20 protein-coding genes and 3 tRNA genes are annotated in these 21,578 nt (G+C 53.7%); 11 read left to right on the top strand and 12 right to left on the bottom strand.

What is annotated here, in order from left to right:
• The first annotated feature begins 2 nt into the window (after nucleotides 1–2).
• The gene (gene xni, locus AOY24_RS14200) at nucleotides 3–758 is read left to right on the top strand and encodes a flap endonuclease Xni (protein WP_044254239.1); all 756 of its coding nucleotides are present in this window, start codon (nucleotides 3–5) and stop codon (nucleotides 756–758) included.
• A gap of 64 nt (nucleotides 759–822) precedes the next feature.
• On the opposite strand, the gene fucA is transcribed toward xni, so the two are convergent.
• From fucA to AOY24_RS14175, 5 genes are all read right to left on the bottom strand, one after another.
• A complete protein-coding gene (gene fucA, locus AOY24_RS14195) occupies nucleotides 823–1,470 on the bottom strand; it encodes an L-fuculose-phosphate aldolase (protein ID WP_044264281.1) in 648 nt (215 codons plus the stop codon).
• A 57-nt stretch (nucleotides 1,471–1,527) separates the two neighbouring features.
• Nucleotides 1,528–2,526 (bottom strand): LacI family DNA-binding transcriptional regulator, encoded by a 999-nt coding sequence (locus AOY24_RS14190; RefSeq protein WP_042999498.1) that lies wholly within the window; start codon nucleotides 2,524–2,526, stop codon nucleotides 1,528–1,530.
• A 142-nt stretch (nucleotides 2,527–2,668) separates the two neighbouring features.
• The gene (locus AOY24_RS14185; protein ID WP_042999497.1) at nucleotides 2,669–3,619 is read right to left on the bottom strand and encodes an ABC transporter substrate-binding protein; all 951 of its coding nucleotides are present in this window, start codon (nucleotides 3,617–3,619) and stop codon (nucleotides 2,669–2,671) included.
• Between the two features lie 73 nt (nucleotides 3,620–3,692).
• Entirely contained in the window at nucleotides 3,693–4,676 is a 984-nt protein-coding gene (locus tag AOY24_RS14180; protein ID WP_044254230.1) for an ABC transporter permease, read from the bottom strand.
• 3 nt (nucleotides 4,677–4,679) lie between these two features.
• On the bottom strand, nucleotides 4,680–6,179 hold the full coding sequence (locus AOY24_RS14175; protein WP_042999495.1) for a sugar ABC transporter ATP-binding protein: 1,500 nt from the start codon (nucleotides 6,177–6,179) through the stop codon (nucleotides 4,680–4,682).
• Between the two features lie 476 nt (nucleotides 6,180–6,655).
• Here AOY24_RS14175 and fucI point away from each other — a divergent pair, with 476 nt between their 5' ends.
• The 4 genes from fucI (at nucleotide 6,656) to fucR (ending at nucleotide 11,121) form a co-directional block, all read left to right on the top strand.
• Nucleotides 6,656–8,431, top strand: a complete 1,776-nt coding sequence (gene fucI / locus AOY24_RS14170; RefSeq protein WP_054176850.1) for an L-fucose isomerase — start codon at nucleotides 6,656–6,658, stop codon at nucleotides 8,429–8,431.
• A gap of 105 nt (nucleotides 8,432–8,536) precedes the next feature.
• Complete coding sequence (fucK, locus tag AOY24_RS14165; protein ID WP_054176849.1) at nucleotides 8,537–9,934, top strand: L-fuculokinase; 1,398 nt, start codon at nucleotides 8,537–8,539, stop codon at nucleotides 9,932–9,934.
• An 11-nt stretch (nucleotides 9,935–9,945) separates the two neighbouring features.
• Nucleotides 9,946–10,368, top strand: coding sequence for an L-fucose mutarotase (gene fucU / locus AOY24_RS14160; protein ID WP_042999492.1), 423 nt, complete (start codon nucleotides 9,946–9,948; stop codon nucleotides 10,366–10,368).
• A 42-nt stretch (nucleotides 10,369–10,410) separates the two neighbouring features.
• On the top strand, nucleotides 10,411–11,121 hold the full coding sequence (gene fucR / locus AOY24_RS14155; RefSeq protein ID WP_042999491.1) for an L-fucose operon activator: 711 nt from the start codon (nucleotides 10,411–10,413) through the stop codon (nucleotides 11,119–11,121).
• Between the two features lie 64 nt (nucleotides 11,122–11,185).
• Here the strand turns inward: fucR and rlmM are convergent, their stop codons facing one another.
• From rlmM to AOY24_RS14135, 4 genes are all read right to left on the bottom strand, one after another.
• A complete protein-coding gene (gene rlmM / locus AOY24_RS14150) occupies nucleotides 11,186–12,286 on the bottom strand; it encodes a 23S rRNA (cytidine(2498)-2'-O)-methyltransferase RlmM (RefSeq protein WP_042999490.1) in 1,101 nt (366 codons plus the stop codon).
• Nucleotides 12,279–12,674, bottom strand: coding sequence for a DUF423 domain-containing protein (locus AOY24_RS14145; RefSeq protein WP_042999489.1), 396 nt, complete (start codon nucleotides 12,672–12,674; stop codon nucleotides 12,279–12,281). The genes rlmM and AOY24_RS14145 overlap by 8 nt, the downstream gene beginning before the upstream one ends.
• A gap of 18 nt (nucleotides 12,675–12,692) precedes the next feature.
• On the bottom strand, nucleotides 12,693–13,610 hold the full coding sequence (gene gcvA / locus AOY24_RS14140) for a glycine cleavage system transcriptional regulator GcvA (protein ID WP_042999488.1): 918 nt from the start codon (nucleotides 13,608–13,610) through the stop codon (nucleotides 12,693–12,695).
• Between the two features lie 350 nt (nucleotides 13,611–13,960).
• Nucleotides 13,961–14,188 (bottom strand): YgdI/YgdR family lipoprotein, encoded by a 228-nt coding sequence (locus AOY24_RS14135; protein WP_042322452.1) that lies wholly within the window; start codon nucleotides 14,186–14,188, stop codon nucleotides 13,961–13,963.
• A gap of 192 nt (nucleotides 14,189–14,380) precedes the next feature.
• Between AOY24_RS14135 and csdA the strand changes: the two genes are divergently transcribed.
• Nucleotides 14,381–15,586 carry a cysteine desulfurase CsdA gene (gene csdA, locus AOY24_RS14130; protein ID WP_054176848.1) on the top strand — a complete coding sequence of 402 codons (1,206 nt, stop codon included), beginning with the start codon at nucleotides 14,381–14,383 and terminating at the stop codon, nucleotides 15,584–15,586.
• Nucleotides 15,586–16,032 (top strand): cysteine desulfurase sulfur acceptor subunit CsdE, encoded by a 447-nt coding sequence (gene csdE / locus AOY24_RS14125; protein ID WP_042999486.1) that lies wholly within the window; start codon nucleotides 15,586–15,588, stop codon nucleotides 16,030–16,032. The genes csdA and csdE overlap by 1 nt, the downstream gene beginning before the upstream one ends.
• A 52-nt stretch (nucleotides 16,033–16,084) precedes the next feature.
• Here csdE and tcdA read toward each other — a convergent pair whose 3' ends face one another.
• Both tcdA and mltA read right to left on the bottom strand, forming a co-directional pair.
• Nucleotides 16,085–16,891 (bottom strand): tRNA cyclic N6-threonylcarbamoyladenosine(37) synthase TcdA, encoded by an 807-nt coding sequence (gene tcdA, locus AOY24_RS14120; protein ID WP_044254213.1) that lies wholly within the window; start codon nucleotides 16,889–16,891, stop codon nucleotides 16,085–16,087.
• Between the two features lie 107 nt (nucleotides 16,892–16,998).
• A complete protein-coding gene (gene mltA / locus AOY24_RS14115) occupies nucleotides 16,999–18,096 on the bottom strand; it encodes a murein transglycosylase A (protein ID WP_042999484.1) in 1,098 nt (365 codons plus the stop codon).
• A 207-nt stretch (nucleotides 18,097–18,303) separates the two neighbouring features.
• Between mltA and AOY24_RS14110 the strand changes: the two genes are divergently transcribed.
• The 3 genes from AOY24_RS14110 to AOY24_RS14100 all read left to right on the top strand — a co-directional run bounded on the left by AOY24_RS14110 (nucleotide 18,304) and on the right by AOY24_RS14100 (nucleotide 18,661).
• Nucleotides 18,304–18,380: transfer RNA gene (locus tag AOY24_RS14110), tRNA-Met, on the top strand.
• Between the two features lie 63 nt (nucleotides 18,381–18,443).
• Nucleotides 18,444–18,520 (top strand) — tRNA-Met (locus tag AOY24_RS14105).
• A 64-nt stretch (nucleotides 18,521–18,584) separates the two neighbouring features.
• Nucleotides 18,585–18,661: transfer RNA gene (locus AOY24_RS14100), tRNA-Met, on the top strand.
• Between the two features lie 72 nt (nucleotides 18,662–18,733).
• Here AOY24_RS14100 and amiC read toward each other — a convergent pair.
• Nucleotides 18,734–19,987, bottom strand: coding sequence for an N-acetylmuramoyl-L-alanine amidase AmiC (amiC, locus tag AOY24_RS14095; protein WP_042999483.1), 1,254 nt, complete (start codon nucleotides 19,985–19,987; stop codon nucleotides 18,734–18,736).
• 234 nt (nucleotides 19,988–20,221) lie between these two features.
• On the opposite strand from amiC, the gene argA reads away from it, so the two are divergent.
• The gene (gene argA, locus AOY24_RS14090) at nucleotides 20,222–21,553 is read left to right on the top strand and encodes an amino-acid N-acetyltransferase (protein WP_042999482.1); all 1,332 of its coding nucleotides are present in this window, start codon (nucleotides 20,222–20,224) and stop codon (nucleotides 21,551–21,553) included.
• Nucleotides 21,554–21,578 lie beyond the last annotated feature (25 nt).

The raw sequence follows: 21,578 nt of genomic DNA, 5'->3' as shown, positions 1-21,578 counted from the left end.
CCGTGGCTGTCCATCTGCTCATCGTCGATGCACTCAATTTAATTCGCCGGATCCATGCCGTTCAGGGTTCGCCCTGTGTGGAGACCTGTCTGCACGCGCTTGACCAGCTGATTGTCCACAGCCAGCCCACCCACGCCGTGGCGGTGTTTGATGATGAAGCGCGTAACAGTGGATGGCGTCACCAGCGTCTTCCGGACTACAAAGCCGGTCGTCCACCGATGCCGGATGAACTGCACAATGAAATGCCCGCCCTGCGCACGGCCTTTGAACAGCGTGGCGTCGCGTGTTGGGTGTCGAGCGGCAATGAAGCCGATGATTTGGCGGCAACCCTGGCGGTAAAAGTCACACAAGCGGGCCACCAGGCGACTATCGTGTCGACTGACAAAGGCTATTGCCAGTTGCTCTCTCCGACGTTACGCATTCGCGATTACTTTCAGAAACGCTGGCTGGATGCGCCGTTCATTGAAAAAGAGTTTGGCGTTCAACCGCAGCAGTTGCCGGATTACTGGGGACTGGCGGGGATCAGCAGTTCAAAAGTACCCGGCGTCGCCGGTATTGGCCCGAAAAGCGCCACCCAACTGTTGGTGCAGTTTCAGACGCTGGAAGGTCTCTACGCACATCTGGATGAAGTGCCGGTAAAATGGCGTAAGAAGCTGGAGGCTCACCGGGAGATGGCATTCTTATGCCGTGATATCGCACGGTTGCAAACCGATTTGCAGCTTGACGGAAACCTGCAACAGTTGCGTCTGGCACGATAGCATTGCGGGCCGGATGGCGCAGACCGTCCGACCCGGCACACAAACCACGATGACTCTGCACCGCTTATTCTTCGATACGTAATCCGTAGGTTTTAAACTTCTCGAGCACTACGGCGATTTCTTCATCGGATAACACCGGCACCGGATCCATCACCGCCAGCGTCTTCATATAGAGTTGCGCCAGCACTTCCACCTCGTGCGCCAGCCACAGTGCCTTTTGCAGGTTCTCCTCGCAGGCAATTAAACCGTGGTGTTGCAGCAGCGTGGCTTTGCGATTTTTCAGCGCCACGACCACATGTTCTGAGAGTTCGCGAGTGCCAAAAGTGGCGTAGGGCGCGCAGGGAATGGAATTCCCTCCCGCCGCCGCAATCATATAGTGGATGGCCGGGATCGGCCGGTTGAGAATAGACACTGCGGTACAATGAATGGCGTGGTTATGCACAACAGCATTCGCTTCCGGGCGAGTCTGATAAGCCGCCAGATGAAAGCGCCATTCGCTGGACGGTAATTTCCCCTCTTCGTATTTGCCGTCGTTATCCACGTAGACAATCATCTGTTCGGTCATTCGTTCATAAGGAATGCCGCTCGGGGTAATCAACATACCGTCCTGATAACGCGCGCTCACATTTCCCGCCGTCCCCTGGTTTAATCCCAGGCGCGTCATTTCAAGACAGGTTTCAATAATTTCTCGAGATAAACGAGTTCTTTCCATCTCAGTTCTCCGGGGTACTCGGTTCAATGACTGATAACACTCTTTTTGTCGCGCGTATTATTTTTGTCTTAAGCGCTTAATTAATTTCATTTCAACTTTTACCGTCTCATGAACAGGGCGATCTTCGATGGCGTTGAGCATCATTGTGAACGCTTTTTCCGCCCAGGCGTTCTCATCCTGCTGCATTGACCACACGTTATTGGACAAGAATCCCAGCATCGGGTGTTCGTCAAACGTACCGATATTGATCTCGGGCGGAATAACGCCAAAACGGTCACGAATGGCTCTTACTGCCCCTTCCAGCACCGGTAATGACGAGGCGATAAACGCCTGCGGACATCCTGCTTCGTCGATCAAAGCCTGCATGATCTGGTATCCCCCTTCCGGGGTGTTCACCGGCCCTTCGCGCACCCAGTCACGATGATGAATCCCTTTTTTACTGAGCGCATTCAGGTAACCCGTCAGACGGTCGCTGATACTGGGCAAACCGGTATCGCCCACCAGAAACCAGACCGGTAACTTTTCAGCATCCAGCAAACTTTGGGTTAAATGTTCACCGCCTGAAATATTGTGACTTTCCACCAGCGCGTTATCCGTGTATTTAAAATCACGGTCCAGCAATACCATCGGTTTTCTCACCTGACGTAAATGATGCTGCTGGTTTTCTAACGTTGACGGGACAATAAAAAGACCGTCCACATTACGGGCAATTAAAGCCTTGGTGATTTTGTTTTCGTAATCGACATCATCATAAGTACAGCTAATCATCAGCTGATAACCGGATCGGCGGCAGCGCTGCTCGAGTTTCTCTGCCAATGTGGCAAAGAAGACGTTAGAAATATTGGGAACAATCAGGCCAAGCGTATCCGTTTTATTCAGCTTCAGGCTGCGGGCGGAATGGTTAATCACATAACCATATCGCTCAACATATTCATTAATACGCGTTTGCGTTTTGAGGCTGATTCGATACTGTTCAGCTTTTCCGTTTAGCACCAGTCTCACGGTTGTCACCGATAAATTCAGGTCGCTGGCTATCTGTTCTACTGTTTTAGCCATGTATGTGCCCCAGTCACCGTCCAAGCGTCAATTGACAATCATAAAATCATTTTACACTTTTGTCTTACCGCATCAGTCGGTTAAGCGCACGCCGTTGATCTCACCTGGTAAGCGGGGGGCGAAGATACCGCCCCCTGCCGGTTTATTTCTTACCGAAAGGATGTAACAACTTGTCTATTTCCGGCGTATTGATGTTCTGGGCGCTCACAAATTTCACCGGGATATCGATCTCTTTCGCGACCGTTTGCCCGGACAGTGCCGCATTCAAGGTTTTAATCCCCTGGTAACCAATCTGATAAGCATCCTGGACGACAAAGCCCTGGATCACACCGGTGTTCAGGAAGTGAATAATCGCTTCGGTACTGTCAAAACCAATGACTTTCACTTTCCCTTTCAGATTCTGACTGTCGATAGCGTTGGCGACGCCCAGCGTTGAGCCTTCATTGGTGCCATAAATCCCGGCCAGATCGGGGTTGGCCTGAATCATATCAATGGTCTTATCCATCGCTTTTTGTGGATCGCCATCACTGTACTGTACGGGCAGCACCTTGATATCCGGATACTTTTCCTTCATGCGGGCAATGAACCCTTCCGAGCGTTCAATCGCTGACGACGTCCCGGCGACATGAGCGATAATGCCGACTTTACCTTTATTATTCACTTGCGCCGCCAGCGCGTCCGCCGCTTCAGCGCCAGCTTTGCGGTTATTGGTCGCCACGAAGCTAACCGGAATATCCGAGTTTACGCCGGAGTCAAAGGTGACAACCTTAATACCACGCGAATTCGCCGTTTCCACCAGAGGAGCAAGCGCATTGGCATCCAGCGCCGCCAGCAGCAGACCGTTCGGCTTTTGCGCCATGGCGTTTTCAACCAGCTGAATTTGTTCCGCAATCTGAGTTTCGTCCGCAGGTCCGACATAGCTGGTTTTATCGCCCAACTCTTTCGCTGCTGCTTCCGTCCCCATTTTCACGGTTTGCCAGAATTCATGCTGGAAGCCTTTACTGATGACCGGAAGGTTCAAATCTTTCGCTAGCGCACTGGAAGTGATGCACGCCAGCAGGGATAACGCATAGACAAAATGCCTGGTTTTCATTGTTGTACTCCGTTGTGAGTGTGTCACCCTTAACGTCAGGGTCAGTGTTCCCCGTGACTGCCGGGAGCGTAAATCAACGAATCTTTTTGCGTAACGTATCGAGGTAGACAGCGGCGACGACCACAATGCCCATCGCAACCATTTGCCAGAACTGAGAGACCCCCATCAGGTTCAGGCCGTTTTTCAATACGCTCATAATGAATGCACCGATGATGGTGCCGCCAATAGTGCCAATTCCGCCCATCAGACTGGTGCCGCCGATCACCACTGCGGCAATGGCTTCCAGTTCATAACCGACGCCGACCGTTGGCTGACCGGAGTTTAGACGCGAGGCCAGAATCACCCCGGCAATGCCGGTCAGCAGGCCGCAGAAGGCATAGACAAAGATTTTGACGCGCTGAACGTTGATCCCGGAAAGGTGCGCCGCCACTTCATTACTGCCCACGGCATAGACATAGCGACCAATTACCGTTTTCTTGAGGATGTAGCCGGCGACCAGCGCCACAATCACCAGATAAAACACGGGATACGGCAGCACATCGAATAAACGCCCCTGCGCCAGCAATTTGAAGGTGGGATAATCGGCGAAATAGATAGCGCGCCCATCCGTCATCACCATGTTCATTCCCCGAACGGACATCATCAGACCCAGCGTGGCGATGAACGGGGGAATCGTCATTTTGGTCACCAGCAGACCATTCACGTAGCCACACAACCCTCCGGCCAGCACGCCTGCCAAAATACAGACCGGCAACGGCAATCCGAGCGTCGCGCAGATGCCGACCGCAACGCCGGAAAACGCCACCACCGATCCTAAAGAGAGGTCGATCCCTGCGGTGATAATCACAAACGTTACGCCAATGGCCATAATGCCGATAACCGACGTTTGCAGCGCAATTGTCATAATATTTTCGGTATTAAAGAAAAACGGCGAACTGAAACTGAAAAAGACAACCAGGATAATCAAACTAAAAAGCGGTGCAAGGCGCATTAAAAGTTCTTTATTAATTTTTATTTTCTTATTATTGCTGTCTGAAGAGGTTACAGAGATGGTCATGATTTAATCCTCTAACGTCGCATATTGCATGATTTTTTCTTGTGTGGCGTTATCAGCAGTTAATTCTCCGGTAATACGACCACTGCGCATAACTAAGATACGATCGCACATACCCAGCACCTCCGGTAATTCCGAAGAAATCATAATGATCGATTTCCCTTTTGCCACGAGGCGATTCATTAATTCATAGATTTCCAGCTTGGCGCCGACATCAATTCCACGTGTAGGTTCATCAAAAATAAGAATATCGGTATCTTTGCACACCCAACGGGCAATAATAATTTTTTGCTGATTTCCCCCACTCAAATTCAGGGCCGCCTGTTCAAGGTGTGGCGTTTTGATTCTGAGCGTCCTGACCTGCTCTTCACTCGTTTGCTGGCAGCGTTTCGAATCAACGTGACCAAAACGGTCGGCATATTCAGGGTAATTTCCCAACATAATATTGCGCTCAACGGACAGATTAAGCGCCAGTCCCTCTTTTTTACGGTCTTCGGTTAAATAGCTAATGCCTTGCGCAATGGCGTCAGAAATCCCCTTTATCACAATGGTCTTACCGTTCAACTTAATGGTTCCACTGTCGATGGGGTCGGCGCCAAAAATGGCGCGCGCCAGCTCCGTACGCCCGGCGCCCATCAACCCGGCAAAACCCAGTATCTCGCCCCGGTTCAACGTAAAGTCGATGTTATTGAGCACGCCTTTGCGCGTGAGGCCGTTAACCTCCAGCACCGGTTCCTGATGCGTCCGCGCTTCCCGGCGAGGATAGATATTCCCCAGCTCGCGCCCGACCATCATCGCAATCAGCTCACTGATCTTCACGGTTTCATAATCAACGGTATCAATGTATTGACCGTCGCGCATAACCGTCGCCCGATCGGCAATCAGCGCTAACTCTTCCAGGCGATGCGAGATGTAGACAATACCGGTCCCCTGCGCTTTAAGCAGACGGGTCACCTGGAATAAGCTTTCTATTTCTGTTTCCGTCAGCGCCGCGGTGGGTTCGTCCATAATCAGGATTTTGGCATTGACGGATATCGCTTTCGCGATCTCCACCATCTGCTGTTGCGCCACGGTCAGGTCTGACACCAACGTTTCTGGCGAAATATTCAGGTTTAATTTCTGCAAAATCTCGGTTGCCGCCTGTCGCTGCTGTTTTTCATCCAGCCGCCAACGGTTATTTTTACAAAACTCTCTGCCGATAAAGATATTCTCTTCCACGGTTAATTCAGGAAAGAGATTAAATTCCTGATGAATAATGGTAATCCCGGCATTCTGCGCGCTGAGCGGATCGCTGAATGACACAGGCTTCCCCTCAAATATAATATCCCCTTCATCCGGTTGATAAACACCGGACAAAATTTTCATCAGCGTGGATTTGCCTGCACCATTTTCACCTAATAGCGCATGCACTTCGCCCTTGCGAAGAGTAAAGTTCACATTACTCAACGCTAATACGCCGGGAAAGCGTTTGGTAATATGATTCATCTGTAAAAATGTTTCGGACATTGCTGCTTTCCTCAATAATCAGAAACTGCAGGCAGTGAATCAGGCGAAGTGCATTCTCAGGGAGCGAGCGTCACCATGAATGTGAATACTTCCTGAAAACACGTTTACGTCACGTCGATATGTTGCCAGATGTTGCTAACTCGAGTTAGCGAATTGCCCTTTAAAGCTATTTTAGCCACCAAAAATAGCCAAATCATTTGGGTTAAAACTGTGATACCGCACAGACATTTATTTATAAGTATCTGATTTTAAATATTTTACCAAATTTGACTGTCATTTAATTATTTGATGCAGATCGAATTTTAACCACTTCTCGTGAAGCCCCTCACAATCCCATCAGAAAAAAGTTGTGTAAAAAACACGCCAATACCTAAGCTAACTCGAGTTAGCAAATTTACCTGTTTCAGCCGACTGCTGCGGTGGTGCCCTGTCATCCACCTGAGCAGCACGCCTATACGTGAAATGAGGAACCCCGAATGAAGAAGATCAGCCTGCCGAAAATTGGTATTCGTCCGGTTATTGATGGACGCCGAATGGGCGTTCGTGAATCTCTGGAAGCACAGACGATGAATATGGCAAAGGCCACTGCCGCCCTGCTGACAGAAAAACTGCGCTACGCCTGTGGCACCCCGGTTGACTGCGTTATTGCCGACACCTGTATTGCCGGAATGGCAGAATCCGCCGCCTGTGAGGAAAAGTTCAGCAGTCAAAACGTCGGCCTGACAATCACCGTAACACCGTGCTGGTGCTACGGTAGTGAAACCATCGATATGGATCCCCTGCGCCCGAAAGCCATCTGGGGCTTTAACGGTACCGAACGTCCGGGCGCGGTCTACCTGGCTGCCGCGCTGGCAGCGCATAGCCAAAAAGGGATCCCAGCGTTCTCCATCTACGGCCAGGATGTACAGGATGCCGGAGATACATCGATCCCAGCCGACGTTGAGGAAAAACTGCTGCGATTCGCCCGGGCAGGGCTCGCCGTCGCCAGCATGAAGGGAAAAAGCTACCTTTCGCTGGGCGGGGTGTCGATGGGGATCGCTGGTTCCATCGTCGATCATCATTTCTTTGAGTCCTGGCTGGGGATGAAGGTCCAGTCCGTCGATATGACCGAACTGCGCCGCCGCATCGATCAAAAAATCTATGACGAAGCCGAGCTGGAAATGGCGTTGGCGTGGGCGGATAAACACTTCCGCTACGGTGAAGATAAAAACGCGAAGCAATATCAACGCAACGCCGAACAGAGCCGGGCCATCCTGCGGGAAAGCCTGCTGATGGCAATGTGCATTCGCGACATGATGCAAGGAAATCCTAAGCTCGCGGAGATGGGACGCGTGGAGGAGTCACTCGGTTATAACGCGATTGCCGCAGGCTTCCAGGGACAGCGTCACTGGACCGATCAATATCCCAACGGTGATACCGCCGAAGCGCTACTGAACAGTTCTTTTGACTGGAACGGTGTGCGCGAACCGTTTGTTGTCGCCACCGAAAACGACAGTCTGAACGGCGTAGCCATGCTGCTGGGACATCAGTTGACCGGCACCGCGCAGGTCTTTGCCGATGTGCGTACCTACTGGTCACCAGAAGCGGTTGAACGCGTGACCGGTCAGCCGCTGACCGGACGGGCAGAACACGGCATTATCCATCTGATCAACTCCGGTTCCGCCGCGCTGGATGGCACCTGTAAACAGCGCGACAGCGAAGGAAAACCGACGATGAAACCACACTGGGAGATCACGCAGCAGGAGGCTGACGCCTGCCTCGCGGCAACCGAGTGGTGTCCGGCAATCCATGAATATTTTCGCGGCGGCGGTTATTCATCACGCTTCCTGACCGAAGGCGGCGTGCCGTTCACTATGACCCGCGTGAACATCATCAACGGCCTGGGACCAGTGCTGCAAATTGCGGAAGGCTGGAGCGTCGAGCTACCAAAAGAGGTCCATGACACCCTCGACAAACGCACCGACTCCAGTTGGCCTACCACCTGGTTTGCGCCACGTCTTACCGGCAAAGGACCGTTCTCCGACGTCTATTCCGTGATGGCGAACTGGGGGGCAAACCACGGCGTGCTGACCGTCGGCCACGTCGGCGCAGACTTCATCACCCTCGCCGCGATGCTGCGCATTCCAGTCTGCATGCACAATGTGGAAGAGGCGAAAATTTACCGCCCTTCCGCCTGGGCCGCACACGGGATGGATACAGAAGGCCAGGACTACCGCGCCTGTCAGAACTACGGGCCACTGTATAAACGTTAAGGATCGCGCAACTGCCTGATGGCGACGCTGGCACATCTTATCTGGTCTACGGGGAATGACTCGTGGACCGGATAAGCACAGCGCCATCCGGCAACGGGAGTCATTATGAAAAATGAAATCATCCTGGTTCTCGACTGTGGCGCGACCAACGTGCGGGCCATTGCCGTAGATCGTCATGGACACATCGTTGCTCGTGCGGCGGTTGCTAATGCCAGCGAGGTAGCCACGGAAAACAACGCCTGGCATCAGTGGTCGCTGGACGCCATCCTGCAACGTTTCGCACAGTGCTGCCGGACACTGTCGACAGAACTTTCGGCCTTTCGGATCCGCGCTATCACCGTCACCACCTTTGGCGTTGACGGCGCGCTGGTCGATGAAAACGGCGAATTGCTCTACCCAATCATCAGTTGGAAATGCCCGCGCACTGCCGCGATAATGGAAAATATCAGCCGCTTTATGCCGCCGCGTCAGTTGCAGACGCTTTCCGGCGTCGGCGCATTCAGCTTCAACACCTTATATAAGCTGATTTGGCTTAAAGAAAATCACCCGCAACGGCTGGATCAAGCCCACGCCTGGCTGTTTATCTCCTCACTCATTACTCATCGCCTGACCGGCGAATTCACTACTGACATCACCATGGCGGGCACCAGCCAAATGCTGGATATTCAGCAACGGGATTTCAGCGCCGATATCTTGCAGGCCGCAGGGTTGCCGAGACGGCTCTTCCCGCGACTCGTGGAAGCCGGTGAACTGGTAGGATCGTTGCGGCCCGCAATGGCAACGATGCTCGGTCTCCCACCGGGAATTCCCGTGATCTCTGCCGGACACGATACCCAGTTCGCGCTATTTGGCGCCGGTGCGGGGCAAGATGAGCCAGTTCTCTCTTCCGGCACGTGGGAAATCCTGATGGTGCGTAGCGCCAGGGTCAATACATCGTTACTGAGCAGTCATGCCGGTTCAACCTGTGAACTGGACAGTCAGCCGGGGCTTTACAATCCGGGGATGCAATGGCTTGCCTCCGGCATCCTTGAATGGGTACGCAAGCTGCTGTGGACACCCGAAACCCCGTGGCAAACCTTGATTGCCGAAGCGCAAGCGGTTCCCGCCGGGGCCGATGGCGTGCGGATGCAGTGCGAGCTGCTCTCCTCTGCGGATGCAGGCTGGCGTGGCGTCACCCTGAATACCACCCGCGGTCATTTCTATCGCGCGGCGCTGGAAGGATTAACGGACCAGTTGCGACATAACCTGCATACGCTGGAAAAAATTGGCCAGTTCAACGCCACAGAACTGCTGCTGGTCGGCGGTGGGAGTCGCAATACGCTATGGAATCAGATTAAGGCCAACACCCTGGAGATCCCCATCAAAGTGCTGGATGACGCTGAAACCACCGTTGCCGGCGCGGCGATGTACGGCTGGTACGGTATCGGTGCGTTTTCCAGCCCACAACAGGCCAGAGAACAAGTGCGCTACCAGTACCGTTATTTCTATCCCGAAACACTGTAAAGGAATCTCGCATGCTTAAAACGATTTCTCCCCTCATTTCGCCGGAGTTACTTAAAGTACTGGCGCAAATGGGACACGGCGATGAGATTATTTTCTCAGACGCGCACTTCCCGGCGCACAGCATGGGACCGCAGGTGATCCGTGCGGATGGTCTCAGCGTCAGCGACTTACTGCGAGCCGTGATCCCGCTGTTTGAACTCGACAGCTATGCACCACCGCTGGTGATGATGGCTGCCGTCGAGGGCGATACCCTCGACCCGCACGTTGAAACACGCTATCGCGAAGCGCTTTCCCTACAGGCGCCATGCCCGGAGATCGCGCGAATCGATCGTTTCGCCTTCTACGCCCGTGCACAAAAGGCCTTTGCCATTGTTATCACCGGAGAGTGCGCAAAGTACGGGAATATTCTTTTAAAAAAAGGGGTAACCCCGTAATCTCAATCGCGGTCAGGGCATTTGATTGAGAGGTGAGAAGAGATGAAAGCGGCACGCCAGCAGACGATTGTGGATCTGCTCAGTCAGCATAAAAGCCTGACCACCGAAGCACTGGCCGTTCAGCTCAACGTCAGTAAAGAGACGATCCGCCGCGATCTCAGTGAACTACAGGAACAAGGGAAGGTTCTGCGCAACCACGGGCGCGTTAAAGGGATCGCGCGGGAAAACCCGGACAGTGGCGATCCCTTCCATATACGGCTGAAGAGCCATTACGCGCACAAAGCCGATATTGCCCGAAAGGCGTTGAGCTGGATTGAAGAAGGGATGGTGATTGCGCTGGATGCCAGCTCCACCTGCTGGTATCTGGCGCGGCAACTACCGGATATCAATATACAGGTTTTCACCAACAGCCAGCCGATTTGTCAGGAGCTCGGCAAACGCCAACAACTTCAGCTCATCAGTTCTGGTGGCAGGCTGGAGCGCAAACACGGCTGCTACGTCAACCCCGCACTCATTTCACAACTCAAATTTCTTGATATCGATCTGTTCATTTTTTCCTGCGAAGGGATCGACCGCCACGGCGCACTGTGGGATTCCAGCACCTTCAACGCGGATTTCAAATCAGTCCTGCTGAAACGCGCGTCACAGTCGTTATTGCTGATCGACAAAAGCAAATTCAATCGTTCCGGAGAAGCCCGACTCGGTCATCTGGACGACGTAACGCATATTGTGTCGGACACGCCGCAGTCATAACCACTAACGGGAATGGGTTGCAGACCTGATGAACAACAGTGCATCAGATCTGCAACGGCGCGAGCTAGCGCTCGTCGCGACGTCCGCCTACGGCGGCCCACAGGCGACGCACGTGCACCGTCACTTCTTCACGGTCGTGGTACAACTGCCGCGCCTGAATTTGCGCATTCACACCATGCTCATCAAGCTGCGCCTGGAGATAGGCCAGATTCTGCGAGACCTCTTCGTAGCGTTTTTTCATTGGCAACTTGAGGTTAAAGATAGTTTCCCGGCACCAGCCGTTGACCAACCACTGCGCCATCAACGCCGCCACTTTCGCCGGCTTCTCAACCATATCGCACACCATCCACGAGATGTTGTTGCGGTTGGGGCGATACTTAAAGCCGTCTTCGCGCAGCCAGGTAACCTGTCCGGTATCCATCAGACTTTGCGCCATCGGGCCGTTATCGACCGAATACACCCACATATTGCGTTTGACCAGTTGATAGGTCCAGCCGCCGGGGCAGGCACCTAAATCCACCGCGTACATCCCGTTTGCCAGACGCTCATCCCACTCATCTTGCGGAATAAACACGTGCAACGCTTCTTCCAGCTTCAGCGTCGAGCGGCTGGGCGCATCGGCCGGGAACTTCAGGCGCGGAATGCCCATATAGTACGGCGAGTTATTACTGGCATACGAGTAACCGGTATAGCAGCAGCCTGGCGCGATAAAAAAGACGTGCACCACCGGGCGCTTCGGCGTCTCATAATTCGTCAGCACGCCAGCCTCGCGCAGGGCGGCTCGCAGCGGCACCGTGAATTTGCGACAGAACTTCATCAGCTCTTTACTTTCGTTCGTATCCGCCACTTCCACGCGCAGATCGCCACCCTTTTCCACCACGCCCTGCAACATGCCGACAATCGGCGTAATGCGATCTTCCGGCGGCAAGTGCTGGAGCAACTCGCCGACCACAAACCACTGGCGTGCAAAAATCAGCGAACTGAATGGCAGCTCGCTGATAATTTTTTCGGCGTCTTCGGCCTGATAGCATTCATAGATGACATAGCCCGCATTTTCTTTGACGCGGGCAAAACCGAAATACTCCCGACGCCCTGCTTTATCGGTGATTTCTGCGGCACACTCTTTTTCAAAGCCCGGGCGACACAACAACACAACCTTATTCATGAACTACGCCCTTACGCTTCAAACGGATAGCGCCGATTAACATCAGCACCCAACCTGCCAGGAAGCTGACGCCGCCGACAGGGGTAACAAACGCCCACAGGCGCAGATGAGACAGTGCCAGGCAATACAGGCTGCCGCTAAACAGCACCGTTCCTAGCGCGAGGAAAACGCTACTCCAGTAAAACCAGATGCTGATCCGGCGTTGCATCGCAACCGACAGCCCGAATATCGCCAGCGTATGAAACGCCTGATATTGCAGGCCGGTCTGGATCCAGCTCATTTCAACCACACCGAGGGTTTTGCTCAGGACATGCGCACCGAAAGCCCCCAGAGCGACATAAATAAAGCCGCTGATAGCGGCAAAAATCAGCATAAAACGGCTGGTCATGGTAATACCCTACGTAAGTTATTGTTCGTAACGAAAGCGGAATTTCTCTTGTTCCGTGGCCGCTTTCGCCAGTATCCACTGACGGAAGGCGGCTATTTTACCCAGTTCTGCCTGACTGTCATGACAAACCAGATAAAATGCGTTTTTACTGACCAGTACATCATTAAACGGGCAGACCAGTCGCCCCGCTTCAATTTCTGACTGCGCCATCACGTTATTCGCCAGCGCTACGCCCTGTCCGTGGATAGCGGCCTGCAGCACCATCGCGCTGTGGCTAAAGATAGGGCCCTGCTGGACGTTGATGTGATTTAACCCTAGCTGTCGCGTATAAGTTTGCCAGTCACGACGTGAGGCATCATGTAGCAAAGTATGCGAAGCCAAATCCTCTGGCGATTTCAGGGGTTTATCGCCCGTCAACAGCAACGGCGAACACACCGGCAACAGATATTCGGCGTACAATTTCTCTACGCGCAGTCCAGGCCAGTTACCGCGACCATAAAAAATCGCCACGTCAACATCGTCCGCCAGTTTGTCTTCCTGACGGTCCACGGCCTGGATTCTGACGTCAATTCCCGGATAAGCTGAGTTAAAGCTAGAGAGTCGGGGCACCAGCCACTGAATCGCAAAACTGGGCAATAAACTGACCGTCAACGCCCCCTTTGCACTTCGCGCCTGAAGTTTACGCGTCGCTTCGGTTAATTGCGAAAAAATCTCTTTTATGTCGAGAAAGTAGCTCTGTCCTTCTTCAGTAAGAAGAAGAGAACGGTTGCGTCGGCGAAACAGCTTAAGTCCCAAAAAATCCTCAAGTGACTTGATTTGGTGGCTTACTGCGGCCTGCGTCACAAAAAGCTCTTCTGCTGCGCGGGTGAAGCTCAGATGCCGTGCGGCGGCATCAAAAACACGTAATGCGTTCAGAGGTGGAAGTCGTTTTGACATGGCTTTTAAACTTTGATGTTAAAAGAATTTAACAATTAAGCTACACTGTGTAACCTATTAGTTTTTTTAATCTGAGCCATTATAATTTGTCCGTTGAGGAACTACCAGCAAATACCTATAGTGGCGGCACTTCCTGAGCCGGAACGAAAAGTTTTATCGGAATGCGTGTTCTGGTGGGCTTTTGGCTTACGGTTGTGATGTTGTGTTGTTGTGTTTGCAATTGGTCTGCGATTCAGACCACGGTAGCAACGCTACCCTTTTTCACTTCCTGTACATTTACCCTGTCTGTCCATAGTGATTAATGTAGCACCGCCAATTTGCGGTGCTTTTTTTTACCTACTCTCTACCGACTACTGATCCAACTCGACCATCTCTTTCACATCGGTACGATTGATCTGCTGTTTGTTGCCATTAGCGTCCTTGTACGAAATCATCCCGGTTTCATCATCGGTTTTCGGCTTACCGTCCGCAACGATGCTACGCCCGTCATTGGTGTGCATCACGTAGTTCGGACCGGAACAGGCGCTCAGGGCAAAAGTCAGCATACATGCGGAAATAATTGCGGCAGTCTTTTTCATCTTCTTCTCCTTAAAGCTGTTTATGCTATTAAAAACGTACTCCGTAACAGGCAAAAAGATTTGCCTAACATAATTCAGCATAAGCTACTGGTCTGATTTCGCCACAACATCCAGAAGATTCCTGGTGACCGTACACTTCTTGAATCAACGACCAATTTGCGCCACGATCGGATTACTGAACCGAGGAATACCATGAACGCTTTCAATCCCGCGCAGTTTCGCGCGCAATTTCCGGCACTCGCTGACGCGGGCGTCTATCTGGATAGCGCCGCGACGGCCCTTAAACCGCAGGCCGTCATCGAGGCGACCCGGCAGTTCTATAGCCTGAGCGCTGGCAACGTCCATCGCAGCCAGTTCGCCGAAGCCCAGCGCCTGACCGCGCGCTATGAGGCCGCACGGGAAAAAGTGGCGCATTTGCTGAATGCGCCAGATGACAAAACCATCGTCTGGACCCGGGGCACGACGGAGGCCATCAATATGGTGGCGCAGAGTTATGCCCGCCCTCGCCTGCAACCGGGCGATGAAATCATCGTCAGCGTCGCGGAGCATCACGCGAATCTCGTGCCGTGGCTGATGCTCGCAGAGCAAACTGGGGCGAAAGTGGTCAAGCTGCCGCTCAATGCCCAGCACCTGCCTGACGTTGAACGTCTGCAGACAATCATCACCCCGCGCAGCCGAATTCTCGCGCTGGGGCAGATGTCGAACGTGACCGGCGGCTGCCCGGACTTAGCCCGTGCCATTACCCTCGCCCATGCCGCGGGCATGGTAGTGATGGTGGATGGCGCGCAGGGAGCCGTCCATTTCCCGGTGGATGTCCAGGCGCTCGACATCGATTTCTACGCCTTCTCTGGCCATAAGCTGTACGGTCCAACCGGTATCGGCGTGCTTTACGGCAAACCGGCGCTGCTGGAGGCCATGTCGCCATGGCTCGGTGGCGGTAAGATGATCAACGACGTCAGTTTCGAGGGCTTCACTACCCAGGCCGCACCGTGGAAGCTCGAAGCAGGTACCCCTAACGTCGCTGGCGTGATTGGCATGAGCGCCGCGCTGGAATGGCTAGCCGATGTTGATATCGCCCAGGCGGAAAGCTGGAGTCGGGGGCTGGCTACACTGGCGGAAGAGGCGCTGGCCCAGCGTCCGGGATTTCGCTCATTTCGCTGTCAGGACTCCAGTCTGCTGGCCTTTGATTTTGCTGGTGTTCATCATAGCGATATGGTCACCCTGCTGGCGGAATATGGTATTGCGCTACGTGCCGGTCAGCACTGCGCGCAGCCGCTGCTGGCTGAACTTGGCGTCTCAGGTACGCTACGTGCCTCATTCGCACCGTATAATACCCAAAGTGATGTGGATGCGTTGATCAACGCCGTTGATCGCGCCCTGGAAATACTGGTGGATTAATGACTAGCCCAATGTTTGCCGGACACCCGTTTGGCACAACCGTAACCGAAGAGACGTTGCGTCATACCTTTATCCCGCTGACCCAGTGGGAAGACAAATATCGACAGCTGATTTTGCTCGGTAAACAGCTGCCGGCACTGCCCGACGATCTCAAAGCGCAGGCTAAAGAGATCGCGGGCTGCGAAAATCGCGTCTGGCTGGGATATACGCGCTCTGAAAAGGGCACTTTACACTTTTTCGGCGACAGTGAAGGTCGCATCGTGCGCGGACTGCTGGCGGTATTACTGACCGCCGCAGAAGGGAAAACCGCAGCGGAACTGCTGGCCCATTCGCCGCTGGCCTTGTTTGATGAACTGGGATTACGCACTCAGCTCAGCGCGTCGCGCAGTCAGGGGCTGGAGGCACTCAATGAAGCGATCGTCGAAGCGGCTCACGCTGCCGGATGACGACGCAGGCTCGTCTTCCGGCCTGCGACGTATTGCCCCGCGCAAGAGAATCTCAGCCCTGACGCGCCGCTTTTGCCATCATCTTTTTCAACGCATGGGATACTGCTACAAAACCGAACGTGGCGGTAACCATCGTTGCCGCACCGAACCCCGACGCACAGTCCATTCGTTTGGGTCCTTCCGCCGTCGCCTTCGTGGCGCACACACTGCCATCAGACTGCGGATACACCAGCGCTTCCGTTGAAAACACGCAGTCGACGCCGAGTTTGCCTTTGCTGTTTTTCACGACGCCAAAATCGCTTTTCAGTCGTTCGCGCAGTTTCGCCGCCAGCGGATCCTGAATCGTTTTCGCCAGGTCAACAACCTGAATCTGCGTCGGATCGATCTGCCCACCCGCGCCGCCGGTGGTCACCAGCGGGATCTTATTGCGCCGACAGTACGCAATCAGCGCCGCTTTTGGCCGCACGCTGTCAATCGCGTCAATCACATAGCTAAAACCTGCGCTCATGTATTCTGCGACGCTATCCGGCGTCACAAAATCATCGACTACCGTCACCCGGCACTCGGGGTTAATCTGGCGGATACGCTCAGCCATCACCTCGGCTTTCGCCAGCCCAACAGTGTCGCGCAGAGCATGGATCTGGCGGTTGGTGTTGGTCACGCACACGTCATCCATATCGATGAGCGTAATCGCGCCAATCCCGGTTCGCGCCAGAGCTTCTGCCGCCCAGGAACCGACGCCGCCGATCCCAACCACGCAGATATGCGCATCGGCAAACAATTGCAGGGCTTTTTCACCATACAGACGCGCGGTGCCGCCAAAACGCTGACGCCAGGCATCACTGATAACCACAGACATAACACCTCAAATTCATTAATATCGAACGGTATGACTGCCTGATGGCGGCTGCGCCTTATCAGGCCTACCCGATGATGTAGACGGATAAGCGAAGCGCCATCCGACAACTAGCCGCTGAACACGTTACCTGCGCCCGGTGCGCTCTTCAGCACCCACACGCGACCATAGTGATTGTACCAGCCTGCGCGGTGTCCGGCGTCTGGCCCGATGCCCTGGTAAATGTCAAAGTGCTGGCCTTTAATTGCCCCGCCGACATCCAGCGCCACCATCAGACGCAGTTCATACTGCCCGTTAAATTTCCCGTTGTTGTCCAGCAGCGGGACTTCGGCGAGCAGCGTAGTGCCTGCCGGAATAATACTGCGGTCAGACGCCACCGACGCGCGACCAATCAGCGGTACAGCACTGGCACCTTTCACCGGGGCAAAAGATTGCGGTTTAAAGAAGACGAATGACGGATTCTGCTCCAGCAGCTCACGCACTTCTGCTTCGCTGTGGGTTTCGCCCCAGTGGCGAATCGCCTGCATCGACATATCTTCTTTCTTCACTTCGCCTCGATCGATCAGTACTTTGCCGATGCTGCGATAGGCATGCCCGTTTTTCCCGGCATAGCTAAAGAAGTTCAACGGGGAGCCGTCGCCAAAATCGATATAGCCGCTACCCTGGACGTCCATGATGAAGTTATCCATCAGAGAGTTGCTGTACGCCAGAATGTAGTTCTCGCTCAGTGCGCCCGCGTAAATCTCCGCGCGAGACGGCAAGCGTCCCCGTTTCGGCGGCATGCGATAGATTGGGTACTGGAATTCGCCCTGACGCGTATGGCGCGCCTGAATCACCGGCGTGTAGTAACCGGTAAACTGCACGTTGCCGTAGTTATCGGCACCTTCCATCTGCCAGGCGTCGAGACCAAACTGGCGCATGGTGCGCGTATCGCCGCCAGAGCGCAGCCAGTCCTGCACCGCGTTATAAACGTTGCTTTGATTGCCGTACAGACGCGGAGAAGCACTGCGGATCTGATTGACCTGCTCGGCAAAATCGCCGGCGTTGATCGGTGCGCCGATGGCATCCGGCTGGTTCACCAGTGAGAAAGGCTGGGTAAACTTCCCGTCTTTATACTGCTGTCCGCGATCGGTTGGTTTAGAGGAACAGGCAGCCAGCATTGCAACCACCGCGCCCATGAGAAGGTAACTTACCCAACGTCCTTTCATTGTTCTCTTCTTTTAGCTGTAAATCATGCGTCATGAAGATAACAAACCCGGCCCGCTAATGAAACGAGCACCGCTGCCCAGACGCAAATTTTGCACATTATTTAAACTGAAATGCCTTGTTTTTGTTCATTTTCATCCCGAAACCGTGATCCAGGTGAAAAAAGGGTTGCATGAAAATGTTAGCAGAGTATAGTGCGCATCCACGGACGCGGGGTGGAGCAGCCTGGTAGCTCGTCGGGCTCATAACCCGAAGGTCGTCGGTTCAAATCCGGCCCCCGCAACCAATTAAAATTTGATGCAGTACATGCTTCTGCAAAGCAGCTTAAAATGCGCAGCAGAATGGCGGACGCGGGGTGGAGCAGCCTGGTAGCTCGTCGGGCTCATAACCCGAAGGTCGTCGGTTCAAATCCGGCCCCCGCAACCAATCAAATTTTGAGGCAGTATCTAATTCTGCAAAGCAGTTTAAAAATGCGAAGCAGGAAGACGGACGCGGGGTGGAGCAGCCTGGTAGCTCGTCGGGCTCATAACCCGAAGGTCGTCGGTTCAAATCCGGCCCCCGCAACCAATACTAAACACCTTAACGGGTGTTTTTTTGTATCTGCGGTTCGTAAAAAAAGCGCTTTTCAGCGCTTTTTTATTATCCCCTTCTCGCCAGCGTCGCCCCATCGGCGAAGTACGCTTTGATCCCAGCCAGAATCGACTCTGCCACTTCCTGCTGGAAGGTGGCTGTTTTCAGCTTTCGCTCTTCTTCGATGTTACTGATAAACGCCGTTTCAACGAGAATCGACGGGATATCCGGCGCTTTCAGCACCGCAAACCCGGCCTGTTCTACCTGATTTTTGTGCAAATTGTTAATCCTGCCGAGTTTGTTGAGCACCGCTTTACCAAACTTCAGGCTGTCGGCGATGGTCAGCGATTGCACCATATCGAACATGGTGTGGTCGACGTAGCGGTCGCCGCTTTTGCTCACGCCGCCGATCAAATCCGAGGCGTTCTGCGTTTGCGCCAGATATTTCGCCGCCGTACTGGTCGCCCCTTTGGTCGATAACGCAAACACGGACGAACCGCTGGGCTGGCGACTGGTGAACGCATCCGCATGAATCGAGACAAACAGGTCGGCCCGCTGCTTCTGGGCCTTCGCCACGCGCACCTTGAGCGGAATGAAAATATCTTCATTTCGCGTCATATAGACCTTCATATTGCCTTCTTTCTCGATTAAGGCACGCAACCGACGGGCAATCTGCAACACGACATCTTTCTCACGCGTCTTGTATTTACCGACAGCACCAGAATCCTCACCGCCATGCCCCGGATCGAGCATGATCACGATCGGGCGATCGCGCCCCGCTTTGCCCGGCTGAGGCCCACTCTGCGCGGGCGGTACCTGCTTATCAAGATCGCCTTTGTTGTAATCTTCCAGCAGCGCCAGCAGCGGATCCTGCATATCCTGCGCATTGGCCGGATAGAGATCCATAACCAGACGCTCTTTAAAACCCGCCACCGGCGCCAGCGCGAACAGCTGTGGTTTCACGTTTTGCTTCAGTTCAAACACCATGCGCACGGTCTGCGGATCGAACTGTCCCACGCGTGCCGACTTAATGTAAGGATCGTCGGGGCGAATTTGCGCCGCCATGCCTTTCAGCACGGAATTCAGGTTCACACCTTCAATATCCACCACCACGCGTTCAGGATTGCTCAGCGCAAACTGCTTGTACTTCAGCTGTTGATTCGATTCCACCGTCACACGGGTGTAACTGGATGCTGGCCAAATACGAACCGCAATGACCTGACTGACCGCAGCCAGACCGACCTGACTGACGCTCAATAGCCACATGGCGCCCGCCCCTTGCAGTAAACGACGGCGGCTAATAGGTGGATTGGATCCTGACATGCTTCTCCCGAGCAAAATAAAACGTATTGGTGATGAGATAGTAAACGTCTAAATTGACCGGAAACTTTAACGAATGACGCATAATCTGTCATCTATAAAAGGGTAAACATTCTTATTGTATTCACGGTATTACTGAGAAAAAACTTTGTCAGGGTCAAAATTTGCACTTGCGCGCGGCGGAAAAACAGAATAAAAATACACTAATTACGAATAATCATGCAATGAGGATATGCCGTGGTGAAGGAGCGTAGAACCGAACTGGTACAGGGATTCCGCCATTCTGTTCCCTATATCAATACCCATCGGGGAAAAACGTTTGTCATTATGCTCGGCGGCGAAGCCATTGAGCATGAAAACTTTTCCAGCATCGTCAATGACATTGGGCTTCTTCACAGCCTCGGCATTCGCCTGGTCGTGGTTTATGGCGCGCGTCCGCAAATTGACGCCAACCTCGCCACTCATCACCATGAGCCGATGTATCACAAAAATACCCGCGTCACCGACGCCAAAACGCTGGAGCTGGTAAAGCAGGCGGCGGGAACGTTGCAACTGGATATCACCGCTCGCCTGTCGATGAGCCTGAACAATACGCCGCTACAGGGGGCGCATATCAACGTGGTCAGCGGCAACTTTATCATTGCGCAGCCGCTGGGCGTCGATGACGGCGTAGATTACTGCCACAGCGGACGTATCCGTCGCATCGATGAAGAGGCGATCCATCGTCAACTGGACAGCGGCGCCATTGTGCTGATGGGCCCCGTTGCGGTGTCTGTCACTGGCGAAAGCTTTAACCTGACTTCAGAAGAGATCGCCACGCAACTGGCGATTAAACTGAAAGCCGAAAAGATGATCGGATTCTGTTCTTCGCAAGGGGTGACCAACGACGACGGTGATATCGTCTCCGAACTGTTCCCGAACGAGGCCCAGGCGCGCGTAGAAGCACAGGAAGAAAAAGGCGATTACAACTCGGGTACCGTACGCTTTCTGCGTGGCGCGGTGAAAGCCTGTCGCAGCGGCGTCCGTCGGTGTCACCTGATCAGCTATCAGGAAGATGGCGCGTTGTTGCAGGAGCTGTTTTCGCGCGACGGTATCGGGACACAAATTGTGATGGAAAGCGCCGAGCAGATCCGCCGCGCCACCATTAACGACATCGGCGGGATCCTGGAGCTGATCCGCCCGCTGGAACAGCAGGGCATTCTGGTGCGTCGTTCACGCGAACAACTGGAAATGGAGATCGACAAGTTCACCATTATCCAGCGCGATAATATGACCATTGCCTGTGCCGCACTGTACCCCTTCCCGGAAGAAAAAATCGGCGAAATGGCCTGCGTGGCTGTCCATCCGGACTACCGCAGTTCTTCTAGGGGAGAAGTGCTACTGGAGCGGATCGCCGCCCAGGCGAAGCAGATTGGCCTGAGCAAGCTGTTCGTCCTGACGACCCGCAGCATTCACTGGTTCCAGGAACGCGGCTTCACGCCGGTGGATATCGACCTGCTGCCGGAAAGCAAGAAAGAGATGTACAACTATCAGCGGAAATCCAAAGTCCTGATGGCGGATCTGGGGTAGTGGTTATCGCATTGCCGGATAGCGA

Origin of the sequence: Citrobacter sp. CtB7.12 (assembly GCF_001297795.1) — a bacterium.
Lineage (GTDB): Bacteria > Pseudomonadota > Gammaproteobacteria > Enterobacterales > Enterobacteriaceae > Citrobacter_A > Citrobacter_A amalonaticus.
The sequence above is the reverse complement of the archived record's forward strand: the minus strand, read 5'-3'. Positions and strand labels throughout refer to the sequence as shown.

Excerpts from the sequence above, each read along its gene's own strand:
- fucA (WP_044264281.1), bottom strand. The coding sequence starts at position 1,470 with ATGGAAAGAACTCGTTTATCTCGAGAAATTATTGAAACCTGTCTTGAA.
- AOY24_RS14190 (WP_042999498.1), bottom strand. The coding sequence starts at position 2,526 with ATGGCTAAAACAGTAGAACAGATAGCCAGCGACCTGAATTTATCGGTG.
- AOY24_RS14185 (WP_042999497.1), bottom strand. The coding sequence starts at position 3,619 with ATGAAAACCAGGCATTTTGTCTATGCGTTATCCCTGCTGGCGTGCATC.
- AOY24_RS14180 (WP_044254230.1), bottom strand. The coding sequence starts at position 4,676 with ATGACCATCTCTGTAACCTCTTCAGACAGCAATAATAAGAAAATAAAA.
- AOY24_RS14175 (WP_042999495.1), bottom strand. The coding sequence starts at position 6,179 with ATGTCCGAAACATTTTTACAGATGAATCATATTACCAAACGCTTTCCC.
- fucI (WP_054176850.1), top strand. The coding sequence starts at position 6,656 with ATGAAGAAGATCAGCCTGCCGAAAATTGGTATTCGTCCGGTTATTGAT.
- fucK (WP_054176849.1), top strand. The coding sequence starts at position 8,537 with ATGAAAAATGAAATCATCCTGGTTCTCGACTGTGGCGCGACCAACGTG.
- fucU (WP_042999492.1), top strand. The coding sequence starts at position 9,946 with ATGCTTAAAACGATTTCTCCCCTCATTTCGCCGGAGTTACTTAAAGTA.
- fucR (WP_042999491.1), top strand. The coding sequence starts at position 10,411 with ATGAAAGCGGCACGCCAGCAGACGATTGTGGATCTGCTCAGTCAGCAT.
- rlmM (WP_042999490.1), bottom strand. The coding sequence starts at position 12,286 with ATGAATAAGGTTGTGTTGTTGTGTCGCCCGGGCTTTGAAAAAGAGTGT.
- AOY24_RS14145 (WP_042999489.1), bottom strand. The coding sequence starts at position 12,674 with ATGACCAGCCGTTTTATGCTGATTTTTGCCGCTATCAGCGGCTTTATT.
- gcvA (WP_042999488.1), bottom strand. The coding sequence starts at position 13,610 with ATGTCAAAACGACTTCCACCTCTGAACGCATTACGTGTTTTTGATGCC.
- AOY24_RS14135 (WP_042322452.1), bottom strand. The coding sequence starts at position 14,188 with ATGAAAAAGACTGCCGCAATTATTTCCGCATGTATGCTGACTTTTGCC.
- csdA (WP_054176848.1), top strand. The coding sequence starts at position 14,381 with ATGAACGCTTTCAATCCCGCGCAGTTTCGCGCGCAATTTCCGGCACTC.
- csdE (WP_042999486.1), top strand. The coding sequence starts at position 15,586 with ATGACTAGCCCAATGTTTGCCGGACACCCGTTTGGCACAACCGTAACC.
- tcdA (WP_044254213.1), bottom strand. The coding sequence starts at position 16,891 with ATGTCTGTGGTTATCAGTGATGCCTGGCGTCAGCGTTTTGGCGGCACC.
- mltA (WP_042999484.1), bottom strand. The coding sequence starts at position 18,096 with ATGAAAGGACGTTGGGTAAGTTACCTTCTCATGGGCGCGGTGGTTGCA.
- amiC (WP_042999483.1), bottom strand. The coding sequence starts at position 19,987 with ATGTCAGGATCCAATCCACCTATTAGCCGCCGTCGTTTACTGCAAGGG.